Below are 17,090 nucleotides of genomic sequence, written 5' to 3' on the forward strand. Positions count from 1 at the left end.
ATAAGCAGAAGGCTAACGAATGATAAACATACGCCGGAGCGGCCAATTTCGCACACGCTCAGGCTATCGCAACGGCATAATTGCGCCGGGCTCGGTAACTTGCCGGCATGGTGAAACACAGTTTTTGGTTTTGTAGTGCCGCGCTGGCGGTGCTGGCGGCCGCGCCGGCCCACGCGCAAGCCGTGCCCAACCCCGGCGAGCGGGTAGAGAGCCTGATAACCTTCGGAGCGCAGTCGGACAAGCAGTGGGGCGACGACGACTTCACGCAAACCTTCTTCTTCCTCATCCCCGAGCGGCAGCGTACCCCCGTCTACATCCGCGTGTGGGACCCCGACTGCGGCGGCAAAAACGACGACCTGAAGGGCGCTGCCAACACCACCACGTCGTTCAGCCTCTACGGCGGGGCCGGCACTTTCAGCGGCCCGCAGGCCCGCGACCCGCGCCCTACCAACGCCGTGCCCAGCGGCCGCCTGCTCAAAAGCCAGACCTTCGGCAACGAGCCGAAGTACGACGGCAAGTGGTACACCTTCGGCCCGCTGAACCCGCTCGAGGGCGAACCGGTCGACGAGTTCAAGGGCCGCGTGTTCAAGCTGGTAGCCAAAGGCCTGACGGGCAACGACGGCAACCTCTATCGCTACTTTTTCAGCACCAGCCCCACCGAAAACGTATCGGTTGAGGGCGGCAACGCCTTCACCTACGAGTACTGCTTCCGGCTGCCGGCCACGGCCAGCAAAACCACGGTGCACCTCTACCCTTTCGTGAACGACAAAGTGGTGAGCATCAAGCAAAGCAATTTTGACGTGGACAACGCCGCCACGCTCAACGTGTTCAGCATCGCCAAAAACGGCCAGCCGGGTGCCATGAGCGGCGACGGCGAGTGGACCAGCAGCGTGTTTCCCATTGCCAACAAAGAGCACGGCCTCAGCCTCGATTTTCGCCTCACCTCCACCAAGCCCGCACCCAACGACTTGGTGTTTTACGTGACGGACCAGTACGATACGGCGCTGCCGTTTTTCGCCATTCCGCTCGGCGGCCGCCCCCGCTACCAGTACGATATCGGAGTAAAAATTCACCGGTAATTTCCGGCTACTGAAATAATAAAGGACGTTCTGCTGAGCTTGTCGAAGCATCTCTACCGCAAGTAAATAACTACTTGCGCGGTAAAGATGCTTCGACAAGCTCAGCAGGACGTTCTCGTTTTTACCAAAACCTGACTGCTACTCGCGTCCCTCGTTGCGCCGGGGGGCGCCGTGGTCGGCTTCGTTCTCTTCTCCCGACGCCCGGTTTTCTTCCCGGGCAGCGGTGCCGTAATTAGCATCCCGGTCTTCGCGGCGCTGGTCGCCGGCGGCCGGCGAGCCGGCGTTGCTGCCGGGCTTGCTGTCGTCGTAAGCATCATTGTACGACCCGCCACGCGAGCCGACGCCCTGGCCGGCATCGCCGTTGTTGGCCTGCGGCTGGGTGTAGCCGTTGCGCTCGCCGCCGGTCTGGAAATCCGGTGCCGCATTGGGTTCGTTCCGGCCCCGGTCGCCGTAGCCTTCGCTGCCGGCGGGCTGGGTGCCGCGGGCATCGGCTGCGGTTGCCGGCGCGGTGGCGCGGCCCTGGCTGTCGGTGTCGCTGGGGGTGGGCAGGTAATCTTCGGTCTGGTTGCGATGCTCGGCTACGGGTTGGGCCGAGGCCGGGCCGGTGCCCGCGCCGGGCAGCGAGGTGTGGCCGTAATCGGCCGCGAAGCCGCTGTCGGGGCCTTGGCGCGAGCCATTGTCAACCTGGTGTGCGCTGGCGGCATCGGCGCGGTCGGGCTGGTTGCGGTTGTCGCCGGCGGGGCTGCCAAGGTCGCCGCGCTGGGCGGTGGGTGCTGTTGCAGGCTCGCCACCAGTAGCAGCGGGCGCGGTGCCGCGCTCGAAGCCGTATTCGGTGCGGGCGTCGGGGCGGGCATCCTGGCCGTCGTAGGCACGGTAGGCGTTGGCCTGCACGCCGGGCGCGCCGGGGCCGCCGTAGTATTGGTCTTCGGCCGAGTTGCGGGGCTCGTAATCGGCCACGCGGTTCTGGTTGCCAAAGCCGCCGTGGGTGGTACCCTGCTGGCTTTCCACGCCAAATTCGCCACGGTTGGCGTCGCTGTCCTGGTTTTCGCGGCGGCGCTGGTCGTGGTAGCTGTCCTGGGTGCCGTTGCCGAAATTACCGCCGTAGGTAGCCCCAGCCGCCGGATTGGCCGGGTTCACCGCGGCGGGGGCGGCTTCTTTGTTCTCCTGCGGCTTTCCCTCCGGGCCGACTGCCCCCTGGCCCGGGCTGGTTTCCGAAGCCGCCAGCGACTCGCTCGAAACCGGCGTGGTGGCCTGGCCGGCGCTGCCGGGCTGGTTGGGCACGCCGCCGGGCTGCCCCACGCCCGCGCCGGGCGCGGTGTGCTGGGTGGCGGTGTTGCCCTCCGGCCCGTCGATGCGGTTGCCGGCGATGTCGTTGGGTTCGGTGTTCAGGTTTTCGGGCTCGTGCGACATGGCGAAGGGTGGGGCGATAAGTGAGAGGTGAAGTGGCGTGCCAGCTGGCTTCCGGCTATACGCGCCCCTGCCCGGCTGGTTGGCCACGCGGCTGCCCCAGCCACCTGATGCCGCTGGTTCGCCGCCCGGATTTTACCTTTGCTGCGCCGCAACTCATTATGCCCGCGTCCGGTAGCCCTGCCGGGCTGCCCCGGGTGGTTGCGGCGGCGCTTTATTACCAACACCCCTCCCCCATTATGCTCACCGGCACCGTCAAGTTTTACAACGATTCCAAAGGCTTCGGCTTCATCATCGCCGACGACAACCAGGAAGAAATTTTCGTCCACCAAACCGGCCTCATTCACGAAATCCAGGAAGGCGACCGGGTTGAGTTCGACATCAAAGCTGGCAAAAAGGGCCCCAACGCCGTTAAAGTAACCCGCATTCAGTAGTGGGTAGAAGGTATTGAGCTTCACCGCATCATCCGACTGCTTCGACAAGCAACAGGCCGGTTTCGCTTAGCGCGGAACCGGCCTGTTGCTTGTCTCTCAAATGGTAGCAGGAAAAGCAATCCAGCTACTTCATACCCAATACTACTTGCCACCCGCAACGTGCTTGGCCACGCGCACGCCCACCGCCATCAGGCCGGGCAGTTGGTCCTGGCGCATGTACTGCTCCAGCGTCAGGGTGTAGTTGCCGGGCTTGGCGAAGCGCTGGTTGGGCATGGCCAGGGCCTGCAGGTCGTAGATGTCGCCGGTGCCTTTGCCCTTGGGCTCGCCGGTTTTAGGGTCGAGCAGCAGCAACTGGTGCAACATGGGCCGCCCCACCGGACCGGCCGGGCCATTCAGCGAAGCCTGCAGGTACAGGTTGTAGTAGCCGTAGGCCGAGGCGTAGCGCACGTTGAAGTAGACGTCGTAGCGGGCCGTGGTATCGGTAATGGCGAAAGTGAACGCCGGCTTTTGCTGCACGTCCCAGGAATACTTGGGGAAGTCGGTATTCTGCTCGAATACCCGGTTGGGGTCGCAGGCCGTGAGCAGGCCCACGAACCCCAGCCCGACAGCCAGCCGAAAGGCAAAGCGCTGATTCATGCGGTGATGCTGAATAATAGGCGACAATTATAAATTAAATGGCTTTACGCGCCCGTCGGCGCGGGCCCACCTTCGGAGGTGCCGCCCTCGCCGGCCGGGCCGCGGCCGCCGCGGCGGTTGCGGCCGCCACGGCCTTCGCCGCGCCCTTCGCGCGGGGCGCCGCTCTCGGGCCGACGCTCGCCGCCCTCGCGGCGCGGCCGGGCTTCTCCTCCTTCGGCCGCCGGGCGGGGCGGCGCACCGGCCGCATCGCCCCGGCGCGGCGCGTCGCCCCGGCGGTTACGGCCGCTTTCGGGCCGGGCCTCGCCGCTGCCTTCCGGCGCGGAAGCCGCGCCATCGCGCGGCGCATCGCTGCGGCCACGGCCACCGCGGCGGTTGAGGGGGCGGGCGGCGGCCCCGCGACGGCCCCGCTGCTCGGGCACATCGCCGAGAGCGGGCACCGGATTGTCCCCATCGCCGGGGCCAGGGCTGGTCATTTGCTCGGGCGGACGCGGGCCGCCGGGCGCGGCACCGGCCGGGCGACGGCCATCGCGCGGGGCGCGGGGCTCGCGGGCCGGGCGGCCTTCGCGGCCCTCTCGCGGCGCACGCGGCTCGGCGGGGGCGGCACCGGGCTCCCGGGCGGCGCGGGGCTCGCGGCTTTCCCGTCCTTCGCGCGGGGCGCGGGCTTCGGCGGGGGCGGCATCGCCTTCGCCGCGGCCCTTTTTGCGCTTGCTGCGCTTGCCGCTCGACTTAATTTTATCGTCCAAGCGGTCGAGCGAACCTTCCACGATGGCCGATACTTCGGGCTCGGGAGCTTCCTCACGCGGGGGCAGCAGGCTTTCGATGACTTCGCCGCGCTTGTTCATTTCCAGCAGCTCGCGCACGCGGGCCGTGTCCAGCATCACCCAGTTGTTATCGCCCTTGAAGGCAAACCACATGCGGCGACGGAAGATGTCGGTTTTCTGCAAAAAAGCCTCGCCCTTGCTGGTTTTGAGGGGGCGCTGCACCTGCGGAATGTCCTTCAGGGCATCGAGGTAGGCGTCGAGCTCGTAGTTGAGGCAGCACTTGAGGCGGCCGCATTGGCCGGCCAGCTTCTGGGGGTTCAGGCTCAGGTTCTGGTAGCGGGCGGCGGTGGTGCTCACAGTTTTGAAGTCCGTCAGCCACGTCGAGCAGCACAGCTCGCGGCCGCAGATGCCGAGGCCGCCGATGCGGCCGGCTTCCTGGCGCAGCGAAATCTGGCGCATTTCCACACGCACCCGAAACTCGTCGGCCAGCCGGCGAATGAGCTCGCGAAAATCGACCCGGTCGTCGGCCGAATAGTAGAACAGCGCGCGGGTGCGGTCGGCCTGGTATTCCACGTCGCTCAGCTTCATGCGCAGGCGCAGCTCGCTCACCATGGCTCGGGCCCGGAACATGGTGCCGGTTTCGAGGTCGCGCACGGCCTGCCACCGCTCCTCATCGTCGGGCGTGGCCACGCGCAGGATGTTGCGGATTTCCTTCGAGTCGGTCGGGATTTTCTTTTTGCGCATCTGCAGGCGCACCAGTTCGCCCTTCAGGCTCACGTGGCCCAGGTGCCAGCCGCTGCCGGCAGCATCGACCACCACGGCGTCGCCGGTCACGAGCGGCAGGCGCAAGTCGTTGCGCATGAATTCCTTGCGGCCGCCTTTGAAGCGCACTTCCACAAGGTCGAAGCCGGCAAACGAGTCGGGTATCTCCACATCCTGGAGCCAATCGAAAACATTCATGCGGTTGCAGCCGCCGGTGCTACAGCCGCCGTTGGATTTGCAGCCGCCCGGCTTGGTGCCGCAGCCGCCGCCGGAAGAACAGGTTGAACAAGCCACTGGTCAGATACTTATATAGTTGAGCGAAAAGCAGGTTTTCGCGAAAATTCGGTTCCTAGCAAAGATACACAATTAGGCCAGCGGGGGGGCACCGGCCGCAGCCCGGGCTGCCACGGCTGGTTGAACCCTTCTCCGCCCGAGCAGCCATCAGCCAGATAAGGGCCGCGGGTGAAGCAACCTCGACTCTAATCCAAAGTTCTGGTTTTGCTTATTTCATTATTCTAATAGTTTATTAGACTGTCGTTTACAAAATTTTGGCATTAATGATAATTATTCAGGTCAAAAAATGCCGTTTTATACGCCAAATGGCCGGTTTTTTAGACTATTTGCAAAATATTGGTCATTTCGCACTACTTGCTCGCAATTTTTCGCCCTCTATATTCGCCCATCATTCACCAAACACTCACACTAAAAAGTTCTATGAAAAAATTCAAACTTCTCCCACTATTCGCCCTGCTCGGCGGTGCCCTGACGATTTCGTCGTGCAGCAAGAAAGAGGAAGCCGCTGCTGCTCCTGCCTCTACCACGGTTTCGGCCGATGCCATGGCCCAAATCAAAGCACTGGGCTTTAGCACCCAGAACGTGAAAGTAGTGGAAGGCGGCTACGTAGTGGAAGGCGACATGCTGCTGACCCCCGAGCTGTTGGCCAGCGCTCCCGGCTACTCCACGCTCCGCGTAGGCCAGGATGAGCAATACCGCACGACCAATCTGGTAGGCAGCCTGCCCCGGGTAATTACCGTGAGCATCAGCAGCTCGTTTCCTTCGGCTTACGTGTCGGCCATCGACGAAGCCATTCGCCGCTACAACGCGGAAGGCCTGCGCATCAGCTTCCGCCGCGTGTCGTCGGGCGCCGAAATGCCGGTGAAATACTCGTCGAACCTCGGCCCCGGCGTGCTGGGCCAGTCGGGTGGCTTCCCCAGCGGTGGCAACCCTGCCCCAGGCTTCACGCTGGTGCCCAACGTAATTAACAGCTCGAACATCAACTACATCGCCACCATCATGGCCCACGAGATGGGCCACTGCGTTGGCATGCGCCACACCGACTACTACAACCGCGCTTATAGCTGCGGTGGCAGTGCCTCGAACGAAGGCGCCAGCACGGTGGGTGCCATCCTCATCCCCGGCACGCCTTCGACGGCCGAGCCGAACTCGTGGATGCTGGCCTGCGTGGGCAACGGCGTAAACCGCCCCTTCACCACCAACGACCGCACGGCGCTGAACTACATCTACTAGCCTCGGCTGGTAGTTGAAACAGAAAAAGCCCCGGCTCACGCGAGCCGGGGCTTTTTGTTTGCGCTTTAGCTGCGTTGCAGCCTATCCGTCCCTCTGTCATCCTGAGTTGGCGAAGGCCCTTGTCCCGATTGAACAACGGCAGCACAACCGGGACAAAGGCCTTCGCCAGCCCAGAATGGCGAGATAGTGCACGATGAACACGCGGTGATTTGACCCAAACCAAGCCGGCTCTTTACTGCACCACTACCCGAATTATCTGTTGGGCCTGCCCTGCTACCTGCACGCGCAGCAGGTACAAGCCGGGCCGCAGTTCACTGGTGTCAAGCTGGTTAATTTGGCCGTTTACCGTGGTTTCCCGTTGGAAGCGGCCCAGCATGTCGTAGAGCTGCACACTGACCACGTCGGAGGTGTTCACCACCAATTGCAACGGCTGCCCGGCCGTTACCGGATTGGGATAGGCCTGGGCCAGGCCGGCTCGCAGCAGGAAAGCTTCTTCGAGACTGCTGTAGAACTGCTGGCCGGCCACATTGTCGAGCCGCACGCGGTAGAGGTAGCGCCCGGCAGCCGGCGGCTGGTCGGTGAAGGTGAACGTGGGGCTGGTAACCGGGCTGATGGTTTGCACGGCCTCAAAGCTGCCATCGGGCCGCTGGCGCTCTAGCGTGGCTGCTTTCAGGCGGTACACCGTACCGAGCACCACATCAAACCGAATAACAGCGTCAATCAACTGCCGGGGCAGGAAGGAACGGAAATAGCACGCCGTGCCCGAAGCAGTGTAATTGATGGTGGTCCCGGCCTGGCCCACGCGCCCGCCCACAATGGGCGCCACGGCATAATACAGCACCGGCAGCTGCGCACGGCTGAGTACCAGCGCCGTATCGGCCGTTTGCGCCAGCGGCTCCAGGTACGTCGCGCCGAGCTGATACACCTGGTAGCGGGTTACGCCGGGGATGCGCGCCCATTGCAACAATGCTTCCTCGGGGCAAGCGTAGCCGACCTGCAGCACCTGCGCACGCACAATGGTGAACGTATCGGACACGAATTCGCTGCCGCCGCTCACCAGCCGCAGCTGGGCCAGCGTGGCGGTATCGGGCACGGCCCAGGTGGCGCGGGTGGCGGCCAGCGGCACGGCGGCATTCAGCACGCGCCAGCCGGTGCGGCCCACGGGGCGGTAGTCGAGGCGGGCGGTAGCGGCGGCCGGGCCGCTCCACTGCCAGCGCAGCGTGGCGGTGGTGCTGGGGCGCAGGCTTTCGGGGCGCGTGGGATAGGTCCAGATGAGACCGGGCGGGTTGATTTCGTAAGCTAGGCTGAATGCTTGCGGGCCCTGCGGCACGGCAAAGCCGCGCACGTGCAGCTCGTAGGTGCCGGCGGCGGGCAGCGCCAGGGTAATCTGCTCGGCGTTGTTGAGGTGGTCGGCGCGGCGGCGGGCGGGGCGGGCCAGCGAGTCGGCGTGTGGGTAGGGGCTCAGGGCCCAGGGCAGCCAGCGCTGGCCCCCATTCACGGCCACCAGTTCCAGGTCGAGGTCGTTGACGAGGGCCGTGGCGGCATTGGCGGCGGCGGCCGGGTCGCTCCAGACGAGCGTGACTTTCAGCTGCTGCTGGCCGGCGGGCACCGTGATGGTGAAGACCTTATCGGTTCCAGTTGTGGCATTGCCTCCAAAGAAGCGGCCGGCGCGCATGGTGCTCACGGCCCCAAGCGCATCGGCCTGGCCAAAGCCACTCAGGTAGTCGACTTCAGCCGTGCCCAGGTCGTCGGCGCTGTTCAGGAGCACGGCTTTGACCAGGGCGGCGGGCGGCAGGGCGCCGGCATGCTGGTCGCGGTACTGCTGCTGCAGTAGGATGCTGATGCCCGACACCAGCGCGGCTGACTCCGACGAGCCGCCCTCGCCGTAGGCCACCAGTTCGGGCTTGAGGCGCCCATCGTAGGCCGGGCCGCGCGAGCTGAGGGCGGCTACCTGCCCGCTGGGGTCGGTGGCGCCCACGGCCAGCGTGTTCTTCGACATTTTGAACTGCCCGGTGATGTTGGCAAACTTCGCAATGCCTTTGTAGGGGCCATCGGCGCTGGCCGCCGTGCCCACGTTGCCGGCCGAAAACACGTGCAGCAGCTGCGGAAACTGCTGGGTGTGCTGGTCGTAGGCCTGGGCTTCAAGCCCGTAGTAGTTCTCAATATTGCCCACGCCGTACGAGTGGTTTTGTACCGACACCCCGGCCTGAGTGAGCTGGGTGCCGTCGTCGGGCAGGAAATTGGCGAAGCTGGACGTGGCCAGCCGCACGGCGCGCGCCGCGCCCCGGCCCAGCGGGTCGGAGTTGCCGGCCCCGCCCAGCAGCGTGGCCATGGCCGTGGCGTGGTCGGAATACGGTTTAGCGAAAGCTCCCGGGTTCACCACCCGGCCTTTCAAATCAATATCATCGGGGTCGAAGGGCAACTCTTTCACCGAGGCCGTCAGGCCCTGGCCGGTGAGGTCGGGGAAGCGGGCGTGGACGGTCGAAATAGCATTCACCGCCAAGTCGGAATTGCCCAAGCGGCGCTCTTCATAGGCGCGGCGGGCGGCCACGTCCACAAACTCCACGCCCGGCACGGCCGCCAGCTGCGCCGCCGTGAGGCCGGCCACGGTGAGCGTGCGGCCATCGGGGCCGGGCTGGGCGAGCCGGGCGGCAGGCTGTTGTCGCGCCCACTGCCGGAAAGCAGCCGGGTCGGCCACGCGGATGCGGAGCGGTCGGGCCGTGCCCTGCGCATCGGCCGCCCGCAGGGCCGGGGCCAGCCGCGCTGGGGCCGGGCGCGGCGCGGGCTGGGCCAGCAGCAACTGGGGCAGTAGCAGCAGCGCCAGCAGCAACCTGGGTTGTCGGCGCATCAGGAAGTTGCTTGAGACTGGCCGCATGGGTATGAAGTGAATTGAGCAGGATGGGCTTGCCAAAGATAAAGCCGGGCCCTCGCTACGACGGCTGTTGGGCTGGCCCTATCGGGTTGGGCCTAATTATCATCGGGCGCACTTATCCTTTTCTGAGCATCGTTACCACAAGCAGTGGGGCGCATTGCCGCCGTAATAAGCTTCGCGGGGGTCAAATGCGGGCTTGCACAACACGCGCCACTAGTTGATGCGCCGAATAGTCGTGCCATCGGTAACGAAGAGCCTCCCTTCCGCATCTACGGCAATACCGAAAGGGCCCACAAACCGGGCTTGGGGACCGGGTCCGTCGGTGTGGCCGATTTTCAGGGTCATGCCGGCCAAGGTCGATACCTCACCCGACGCGGAAATTTTGCGAATGGTGCAGTTCAGATGGTCGGCCACGTACACGTTGCCGATGCCATCGATGGCCACGCCCGTGGGAAACAGGAAACGGGCCGCACTGCCCGGGCCGTCGGTGCCGCCGTGGTGGCGGGCCTGTCCGGCCAGGGTAGTCACCGTGCCGTCGGGCGCTACTTTGCGAATGGCATGGTTGCCATTGTCGGCCACGTACACGTTGCCCGCGGCGTCGACGGCAACCCCGACCGGGTGGTAAAATCGTGCTGCTGGTCCGGCACCGTCGGCACTGCCTTTTTGCCGGGCCATGCCAGCCAGCGTTGTAACGCTTCCGGCCGGCGTGATTTTGCGGATGGTGTGGTTCTCAGTATCGGCCACGTACACCGTGCCGGCAGCATCGACGGCCACGCCGTGGGGCAGGTTGAAACGGGCCGCAGCGGCCGGGCCATCGGCACTGCCCTTGGCCCCGGCCACGCCGGCCAGGGTGGTTACGGTTCCGGTCGAGGATATTTTCCGCAGGGTGAAATTGTCGGCATCGGTTACGTATAGCGTACCGCTGGCATCGATGGCCACGCCCACGGGATGATAGAATCGAGCGGCTGCTCCAAGGCCATCGGCACTGCCTCGGCTACCGGCTACCCCTGCCACGGTCGTGACCACGCCAGTGGGCATGATTTTGCGCACCGTCATATTCTCATCATCAACCACGTAGAGCGTCCCATCGGCGGCAAGGGCCAGCCCCATGGGATAAGCAAACAGGGCCTCGGAACCGGGCCCGTCGGCGTTGCCTTTGCGGTTATCGGCAGCCCCGGCCAGCGTGGTTACGGTAGCAGCCGACTCGTACGGCGTAGGCTTGGCCGGAACGAATAAAATACGCTGGGCCTGCGCCGAAATAGCAAACAACCCCAATAAAGCAGTCTGGCACAGGAAACGGCAACGCATGAAGAAATTTTCGGGTAAGGCGGATATCGAAGGTAGTCTCGACCAACGCAAAACGCCCCGACCAAACCGGCCGGGGCGTATGTATTAGCGACTTGAAGCCACTAAAACTTCATCTGTTTCTCGTGGTCGCACCAATGCCTATTCGCCGGGCTTCAGCACCACTTTCACGCAGCCGTCCTTTTTGTGGCGGAAGATGTCGTAGCCGTGCGGGGCCTGCGAGAGCGGCAGGCGATGGGTGATGATATCATCCAGCTTCACGTCGCCGTTCGACACGTGTTGCATCAGCTTGTCGATGTGCTTGTGGGCGGGGGCCTGACCGGCCTGCATGATGATGCCCTTGTCGAAGAACTGGTGGATGGGGAAGTTGTCGAAGGGCGAGGAGTACACGCCCAGCACCGACACAAAGCCGCCGCGGCGCACGGCGCTCATGCAGGCCAGCAGCACCTTGTCGGAACCTTTTTCGAGGTTGATGACGGCCTTGGCGCGGTCGCCCAGGCTGCGGTCGGGCTCGAAGCCCACGGCCTCCACGCACACGTCGGCTCCGTAGCCGTTGCTCATGCTGCGGATTTCATCAACCACCTGCTTGTTGCTTTCCCAGAGAATGCCTTCGGCTTTGGCGGCTTTTTTGGCCATGTCGAGGCGGTACTGCTGGGTGTCGACGATGATAACGCGGCTGGCGCCGCGCAGCCAGGCCGACTTAGCAGCCATGATTCCCACTGGGCCGGCCCCAAAAATGGCCACGATTTCGCCGCCCTTCACCCCGGCCCAGTCGATGCCGGAATAGCCAGTCGGGAAGATGTCGGTGAGGAAGAGCACCTGCTCGTCGGTCAGGTTATCGGGCACTTTGCGGGGGCCGTTGTTGGCGTAGGGCACGCGCACGTACTCGGCCTGGCCGCCGTCGTAGCCGCCATACAGGCTGGTATAGCCGAACAGGGCCCCGCCCTTTTCGGTCATCAGGCCGCCCTCGGGGCCGTAGTGGTCGGGGTTGGAGTTTTCGCAGTGGCCCGGCAGGTCGTGGTTGCAAAACAGGCAGTGGCCGCAGGCCACCGGGAAGGGCACCACCACGCGGTCGCCGCGCTTGAGGTTCGTTACGCCCTTGCCCACTTCCTCCACAATGCCCATGAACTCGTGGCCGAGCGTTTGGGGTGTGGGCTGCGGAATGCTGCCGTTGTAGATGTGCAAATCGGACCCGCAAATGGCTGTGCTGGTGACGCGGATGATGGCATCGCGCGACTCGTGGATTTCGGGGTCGTCGACGGTATCGACCCGCACATCACGGGGGCCGTGAATTCGGAGAGCTTTCATAAGGGGAAGGTTAGAAGTGTAAGAGCGTAAGCTTCTCCCCTAACGGTCTCGTTTTCCGGCGGGTTGCTATTGTTCAGCCCCAATGTCCGATAGCCTCAACCGTAGTACATAGCCTTACATCTGATACACGGCTATTCCCGTCGTCGTGAAAATATAGGCGTACGTTTCGCCCACCAGCACTTGCCGTACCGCGCCGGGGTCGAGGCCGGCGGGTAGGGCCACGCGCCGCTCGGTCTGGTTGTAGAGATGAAAGAAGTGGATGGCTCCGGCTTCGAGAAAGTACAGCTCGTCGCCCCGGAAGCCCACCGTGCTCAGCCCCGGAAAGGGCAGCTTCTTCTTGTAGTTGCCGAGGTTGTCGAACACATACACGCCCGTGCTGCGGTCCACGAGGTAGATGTTGTTTTGATACTGCCGGATGAAGCGGAAATCGGGCCGCGAGCGGCCAATGAGCAAATCGAGCGGCGTGCTCTGCACCGGGCGTAGGGTGTTGGGGTCGTATTCGCGCAGCGTGAGCGTGCTCTCATCGAGCAGCCAAATGTTGTTATCGGGGGCCAGCGTGGCCACGCGCACGGTGCCATCGAGCACGTCGCCCAGCCGCACCTCGCTGATGAGGGCTAGGAACCTATCGAGCAACACGAGCTGCTGCCGGTCATCGTTGAAAATGAGCGTACTGGTCACGTTCCAGGCCTCCACCTGGGCTACGTGGCCGGGCTGGGTGGGTGCGTAGGTGTTCAGCGGCAGGCCTTCGGGGCCGTACTGGCGCAGGTTGTTGTCGGCATCGGCTACGTACAGCGCCCCGCGCCTATCCAGCGACGCGGCTCCCGGGTTCGGCAGCTTGATGAGCCGCAGCAGCTTCCAGGCGGCCACAGTAGGTGCGGCCGTGGCATCGAGCGGCGGCTGCGGGGCCGGCTGCACGGGGGCCACCGTTTGCTTAGCAGCGGGTGCGGCCGAGGCAGCGGAAGGCACGGTGGTTTGGGCGCGGGCGGCGGTGGCGAGGAGGAGAAGAATGGCGCAGGCGGCGCGCCTCACCCCCTGCCCCCCTCTCCGATGGAGAGGAGGCACCGGCAATGCGCCTAGCAAAATCGCTCTTACGAACCGGTGCCCCCTCTCCATCGGAGAGGGGGTCAGGGGGTGAGGCGCGCCGTTCGCGCTACCCCTCAAAATGCCGCAAGGCCAGCTCGTTGCCATCATACACGCCATAGCTGCAATAATTGACCCATTCGCCCAGGTTCACGTAGCGGCTGCCGGGGCGCACCTCCACATCGAGGGGCAGGTGGCGGTGGCCAAACACGTAGTAGTCGTGGTGCTGGTGGGCTTCCAGTTCGCGGCAGTATTGCAGCAGCCACTCTTCGTCGCCGAAATACACGGTGTCGTCCTTGCCGGCCTGCATGCGACTGCGGCGGCTCCATTTATTGGCCATGCCGATGCCAAAGTTGGGGTGCAGCCGCGCAAACAGCCACTGCGCCACGCCGGAGGTAAACACCTGTTTCAGGGCCTTGTAGCTATAGTCTTTCGGCCCCAGCCCGTCGCCGTGCCCAATGTGAAATAGCTTGTCGCCGATGCGCTGGCTCACTTCCTGCCGCAGCACCGGAATGCCCATTTCCTGTGTGAAGTAGCCAAACATCCACATGTCGTGGTTGCCGGTGAAGATGGTGATGGGCAGCCCGCCATCGGTCAGTTCGGCCAGCTTGCCCTGCAAGCGGCTGAACCCGCGCGGAATAGCGTGCTTGTACTCAAACCAGAAATCGAATAAGTCGCCCAGCAGGTAAATGGCTGCCGCGTCCTTGGCCGCCTCATCCAGCCAGCGCACAATGCGCTTCTCCCGGTCCAAAGAGGCCGCCGCGTTGGGCGCGCCGAGATGGAAATCGGAAGCGAAATATACCCGCTTGCCGGGCGGCAGAATAACATCAGAAAGTAAATGGGGCGACTTCATTCAGTTTAGTTAGAGAACGGTTGTCATCCTGAGCGCAGCGAAGGACCTTATCACGGCTGAACGATTTGCGCTGGCGTGATAAGGTCCTTCGCTGCGCTCAGGATGACAGGACCTTTTCGTTGTCAAGCGTAGCGTCGTCTTCTTCCAGCAAAAACAGCGCAATGCGGCGCGGGCCGTGCGCGCCCAGCACCAGCGTTTTCTCAATATCGGCCGTGCGGCTGGGGCCGCTGGTAAGCGATACCATCGAGGGCATGCTGGCAACGTAACGCTCCTGCATCACGCGCAGTGCATCGCCGATTTCGGCCACTACCTGGCTGGGGCGGGCCAACACGAGGTGCTGGTCGGGGTAAATGCTCAGCCGCCGGCCGCTACCCGTGGCGGCAGATACCAGCACGCTGCCCGTGCGCGCCACCAGCGCTTCGCAGGAGGTCAGGCTTAGGTCGGCGTTGGCGATGAAGTCGGTTTCGTCGGCCCGAAATTCCACGCCGGCTGCTTGCAATACAGCTTGCAGGTCGGGCTCCCACACGTAAGGTGCGCCCACTTGCTGCCGCTCGCGGAAAGCAGCCAACTGCGCGGCGAAGTCGGCCAGCGTTTCGCAGTAGTGAAACTCGCCGCCAATCTGCTGGAACCGCTCAGCGAAAGCCACTACTACATCGGCGCTGCTCAGGGGGGGGTGCACGGGGGCCGCAAAGTCGGGCCGGGGCGGCAGCGGCGTGGGGCCAGCCGCCAGCCCCTGGCGAATACGGGCCAAGACGGCATCGCGGGAAGATTCGGACATGGCGCAAAAGTAAGGACATAAAAAAAGCCAGCCCCACGCGAGGACTGGCTTCTCTATTTGGCAATCGGCTACCGAATTAGCCAGCCACCGCGCTGCCGCTCGAAGCCGGGGCTTCGTTGCTGCGGTTGTCGTCGAGGCCGGGCAGGTTCAGGTCGGGCAGGTCGCTGCCGAGCTTGCCGCCGGCGGCCTGTTCGCCTTTCACTTCCGAAGCGGTTTCGCTGCGGTCGGTGCCGGCCATGTGGGCCTGGTAGTTGGTCTGGGTTTCGAAGGGGCGCGGGCCCACGAGGCGGGTCAGGTCTTCCTGTTGCAGCACTTCTTTCTCCAGCAGCTCTTTGGCTACTACTTCCAGCTCGTGACGGCGCTCGGTGAGCAATTCCTTGGTGCGGGTGTAAGCGTTTTCGATGATGGTACGCACTTCCTCGTCAATCATCTGCGAAGTGGCTTCCGAGTACGGCTTCGAGAAACCGTATTCGTTCTGGCCTTTCGAGTCGTAGAATGACACGTTGCCGAGCTTGGCGTTCATGCCGTACATCGTCACGATGGAATAGGCCATCTTCGTGATGCGCTCCAGGTCGCTCAGCGCGCCGGTCGAAATCTTACCGAACACCAGCTCCTCAGCGGCGCGGCCACCCAGGGCCATGCACATCTCGTCGGTCAGTTGCTCGGTGTTGTAGAGGAACTGCTCCTTCGGCAGGTACTGCGCGTAGCCCAGCGCGGCCACGCCACGCGGCACAATGCTCACCTTCACCAAGGGGTCGACGTGCTCCAGGAACCAACCCGCGATGGCGTGGCCGGCTTCGTGGTAGGCCACAATGCGCTTCTCGCCGGGCGAAATGATTTTGTTTTTCTTCTCCAAACCACCAATCACGCGGTCGATGGCATCGGTGAAGTCCTGGTCGGTGATGAATTTCTTATCGCGGCGAGCAGCAATGAGGGCCGCCTCGTTGCAGACGTTGGCAATTTCGGCGCCGGCGAAGCCCGGGGTTTGGGCCGACAGGCGGCGGGCATCCACGTCGGGGCCCAGCGTCAGCGGTTTGAGGTGCACTTGGAAAATCTGGGTGCGGCCGTTGATGTCCGGCTTGTCGATGCTGATTTGGCGGTCGAAACGGCCAGGGCGCAGCAGGGCTGAGTCGAGGGTATCGGGCCGGTTGGTGGCGGCCAGAATGATGACGCCGGAATCGGTGCCAAAACCGTCCATCTCCACCAGCAGCGAGTTCAGGGTGTTCTCGCGCTCGTCGTTGCCGCCGGGCATCGAGCCCTTGCTGCGCGAGCGGCCCACGGCATCAATCTCATCGATGAAAATGATGCACGGCGCCTTGGCCTTGGCCTGCTTGAACAAGTCGCGCACCCGGGCCGCGCCCACGCCCACAAACATCTCCACGAAGTCGGAGCCCGAGAGCGAGAAGAACGGCACGTCGGCCTCGCCAGCCACGGCTTTGGCCAGCAGGGTTTTGCCGGTGCCGGGAGGGCCCACCAGCAGCGCGCCCTTCGGAATTTTACCGCCGAGGATGGTGAACTTGCTGGGGTTCTTGAGGAACTCCACAATCTCCTGCACTTCCTCCTTAGCTTCTTCGAGGCCGGCCACATCTTTAAAGGTGATTTTCACCTTGTCGCCGCCTTCAAACAGCGCAGCTTTGCTTTTGCCGATGCTGAAAATCTGGCCGCCGGGGCCGCCGGCGCTCCCCATGCGGCGCATCAGGAACCAGAAGCCAACAATCATCAACAGAAAGAAACCGTAGGTGCCAACGTAGTCGCTGGCGCTGCTGCGGTCCTCCACATCAACCGGCACACGCTGGGGCGATGGCAGCGCTTTTTGCAGGTTGTCGATGTTTTCCTGCGCCAGCTTGGCATCGACTACGGTGTAATAGAATTGTGAGCCAATGCCTTCGCCCCCAAACGGCGAGCGGCGCGTGAGCTCCTGCTTGTACTTGGCCCGGGCCGCGTCCTTGAGCGTGACCTCTACAATCTTCTGATTGCTAACAATGTTGACCTTGGCCACTTCGCCGGCCGCCAGCATGGCTTCAAACTTCTGCTGGTTGATTCTGGCGGGCGAGTTCAGGTTGTTCACCCACATCACCCCAAACAAAAACACCAGCAGGCCCGCCAACACCCATAGCTGCAGGCCCGGACGCGGGTTAGGCGCCGGGGTCAGGGGCTTCTTTTTTTTATTGGAATTCAGATTGTTATCCGACATGAAAATAGCTACTTAAAACCGAGGATAGGTAGGAGCAAAACACCGCGCCGAAAACAAATGTTCGGCAAAAAGGCAGACGCAGTGCGGGCAGTTT

Annotated in this window: 13 protein-coding genes; 3 read left to right on the forward strand and 10 right to left on the reverse strand. The window is 63.7% G+C overall.

Going from position 1 to position 17,090, the window contains the following annotated elements; genetic code table 11:
* Positions 1 to 110 precede the first annotated feature (110 nt).
* Positions 111 to 1,079, forward strand: coding sequence for a hypothetical protein (locus tag MON38_RS10230; protein ID WP_241936072.1), 969 nt, complete (start codon positions 111 to 113; stop codon positions 1,077 to 1,079).
* Between the two features lie 138 nt (positions 1,080 to 1,217).
* Here the strand turns inward: MON38_RS10230 and MON38_RS10235 are convergent, their stop codons facing one another.
* Entirely contained in the window at positions 1,218 to 2,489 is a 1,272-nt protein-coding gene (locus MON38_RS10235) for a hypothetical protein (protein ID WP_241936073.1), read from the reverse strand.
* Positions 2,490 to 2,725: 236 nt separating this feature from the next.
* Here MON38_RS10235 and MON38_RS10240 point away from each other — a divergent pair, with 236 nt between their 5' ends.
* Entirely contained in the window at positions 2,726 to 2,920 is a 195-nt protein-coding gene (locus MON38_RS10240; protein WP_241936074.1) for a cold-shock protein, read from the forward strand.
* Positions 2,921 to 3,061: 141 nt separating this feature from the next.
* Here MON38_RS10240 and MON38_RS10245 read toward each other — a convergent pair whose 3' ends face one another.
* Together MON38_RS10245 and MON38_RS10250 are read right to left on the reverse strand one after the other, a co-directional pair.
* On the reverse strand, positions 3,062 to 3,556 hold the full coding sequence (locus MON38_RS10245; protein WP_241936075.1) for a gliding motility lipoprotein GldH: 495 nt from the start codon (positions 3,554 to 3,556) through the stop codon (positions 3,062 to 3,064).
* Between the two features lie 44 nt (positions 3,557 to 3,600).
* Positions 3,601 to 5,277, reverse strand: a complete 1,677-nt coding sequence (locus tag MON38_RS10250) for a PSP1 domain-containing protein (RefSeq protein ID WP_241936076.1) — start codon at positions 5,275 to 5,277, stop codon at positions 3,601 to 3,603.
* Between the two features lie 516 nt (positions 5,278 to 5,793).
* Here MON38_RS10250 and MON38_RS10255 point away from each other — a divergent pair.
* Positions 5,794 to 6,606 carry a M57 family metalloprotease gene (locus MON38_RS10255; RefSeq protein ID WP_241936077.1) on the forward strand — a complete coding sequence of 271 codons (813 nt, stop codon included), beginning with the start codon at positions 5,794 to 5,796 and terminating at the stop codon, positions 6,604 to 6,606.
* 232 nt (positions 6,607 to 6,838) lie between these two features.
* Here MON38_RS10255 and MON38_RS10260 read toward each other — a convergent pair whose 3' ends face one another.
* The 7 genes from MON38_RS10260 to ftsH all read right to left on the reverse strand — a co-directional run bounded on the left by MON38_RS10260 (position 6,839) and on the right by ftsH (position 16,996).
* Positions 6,839 to 9,481 (reverse strand): S8 family serine peptidase, encoded by a 2,643-nt coding sequence (locus tag MON38_RS10260; RefSeq protein WP_241936078.1) that lies wholly within the window; start codon positions 9,479 to 9,481, stop codon positions 6,839 to 6,841.
* 210 nt (positions 9,482 to 9,691) lie between these two features.
* Positions 9,692 to 10,786 (reverse strand): NHL repeat-containing protein, encoded by a 1,095-nt coding sequence (locus tag MON38_RS10265; RefSeq protein WP_241936079.1) that lies wholly within the window; start codon positions 10,784 to 10,786, stop codon positions 9,692 to 9,694.
* Positions 10,787 to 10,924: 138 nt separating this feature from the next.
* On the reverse strand, positions 10,925 to 12,091 hold the full coding sequence (locus MON38_RS10270) for a zinc-dependent alcohol dehydrogenase (RefSeq protein ID WP_241936080.1): 1,167 nt from the start codon (positions 12,089 to 12,091) through the stop codon (positions 10,925 to 10,927).
* Positions 12,092 to 12,205: 114 nt separating this feature from the next.
* Positions 12,206 to 13,057, reverse strand: coding sequence for a hypothetical protein (locus tag MON38_RS10275; RefSeq protein WP_241936081.1), 852 nt, complete (start codon positions 13,055 to 13,057; stop codon positions 12,206 to 12,208).
* A gap of 184 nt (positions 13,058 to 13,241) precedes the next feature.
* On the reverse strand, positions 13,242 to 14,024 hold the full coding sequence (locus MON38_RS10280; RefSeq protein ID WP_241936082.1) for a UDP-2,3-diacylglucosamine diphosphatase: 783 nt from the start codon (positions 14,022 to 14,024) through the stop codon (positions 13,242 to 13,244).
* Positions 14,025 to 14,121: 97 nt separating this feature from the next.
* Positions 14,122 to 14,802: a LutC/YkgG family protein gene (locus MON38_RS10285; RefSeq protein WP_241936083.1), complete on the reverse strand. Its 681-nt coding sequence runs from the start codon at positions 14,800 to 14,802 to the stop codon at positions 14,122 to 14,124.
* Between the two features lie 76 nt (positions 14,803 to 14,878).
* Positions 14,879 to 16,996, reverse strand: a complete 2,118-nt coding sequence (ftsH, locus tag MON38_RS10290; protein WP_241936084.1) for an ATP-dependent zinc metalloprotease FtsH — start codon at positions 16,994 to 16,996, stop codon at positions 14,879 to 14,881.
* Between the last annotated feature and the right edge of the window lie 94 nt (positions 16,997 to 17,090).

This window comes from Hymenobacter cyanobacteriorum, assembly GCF_022631375.1.
GTDB classification, from domain to species: Bacteria; Bacteroidota; Bacteroidia; order Cytophagales; family Hymenobacteraceae; genus Hymenobacter; species Hymenobacter cyanobacteriorum.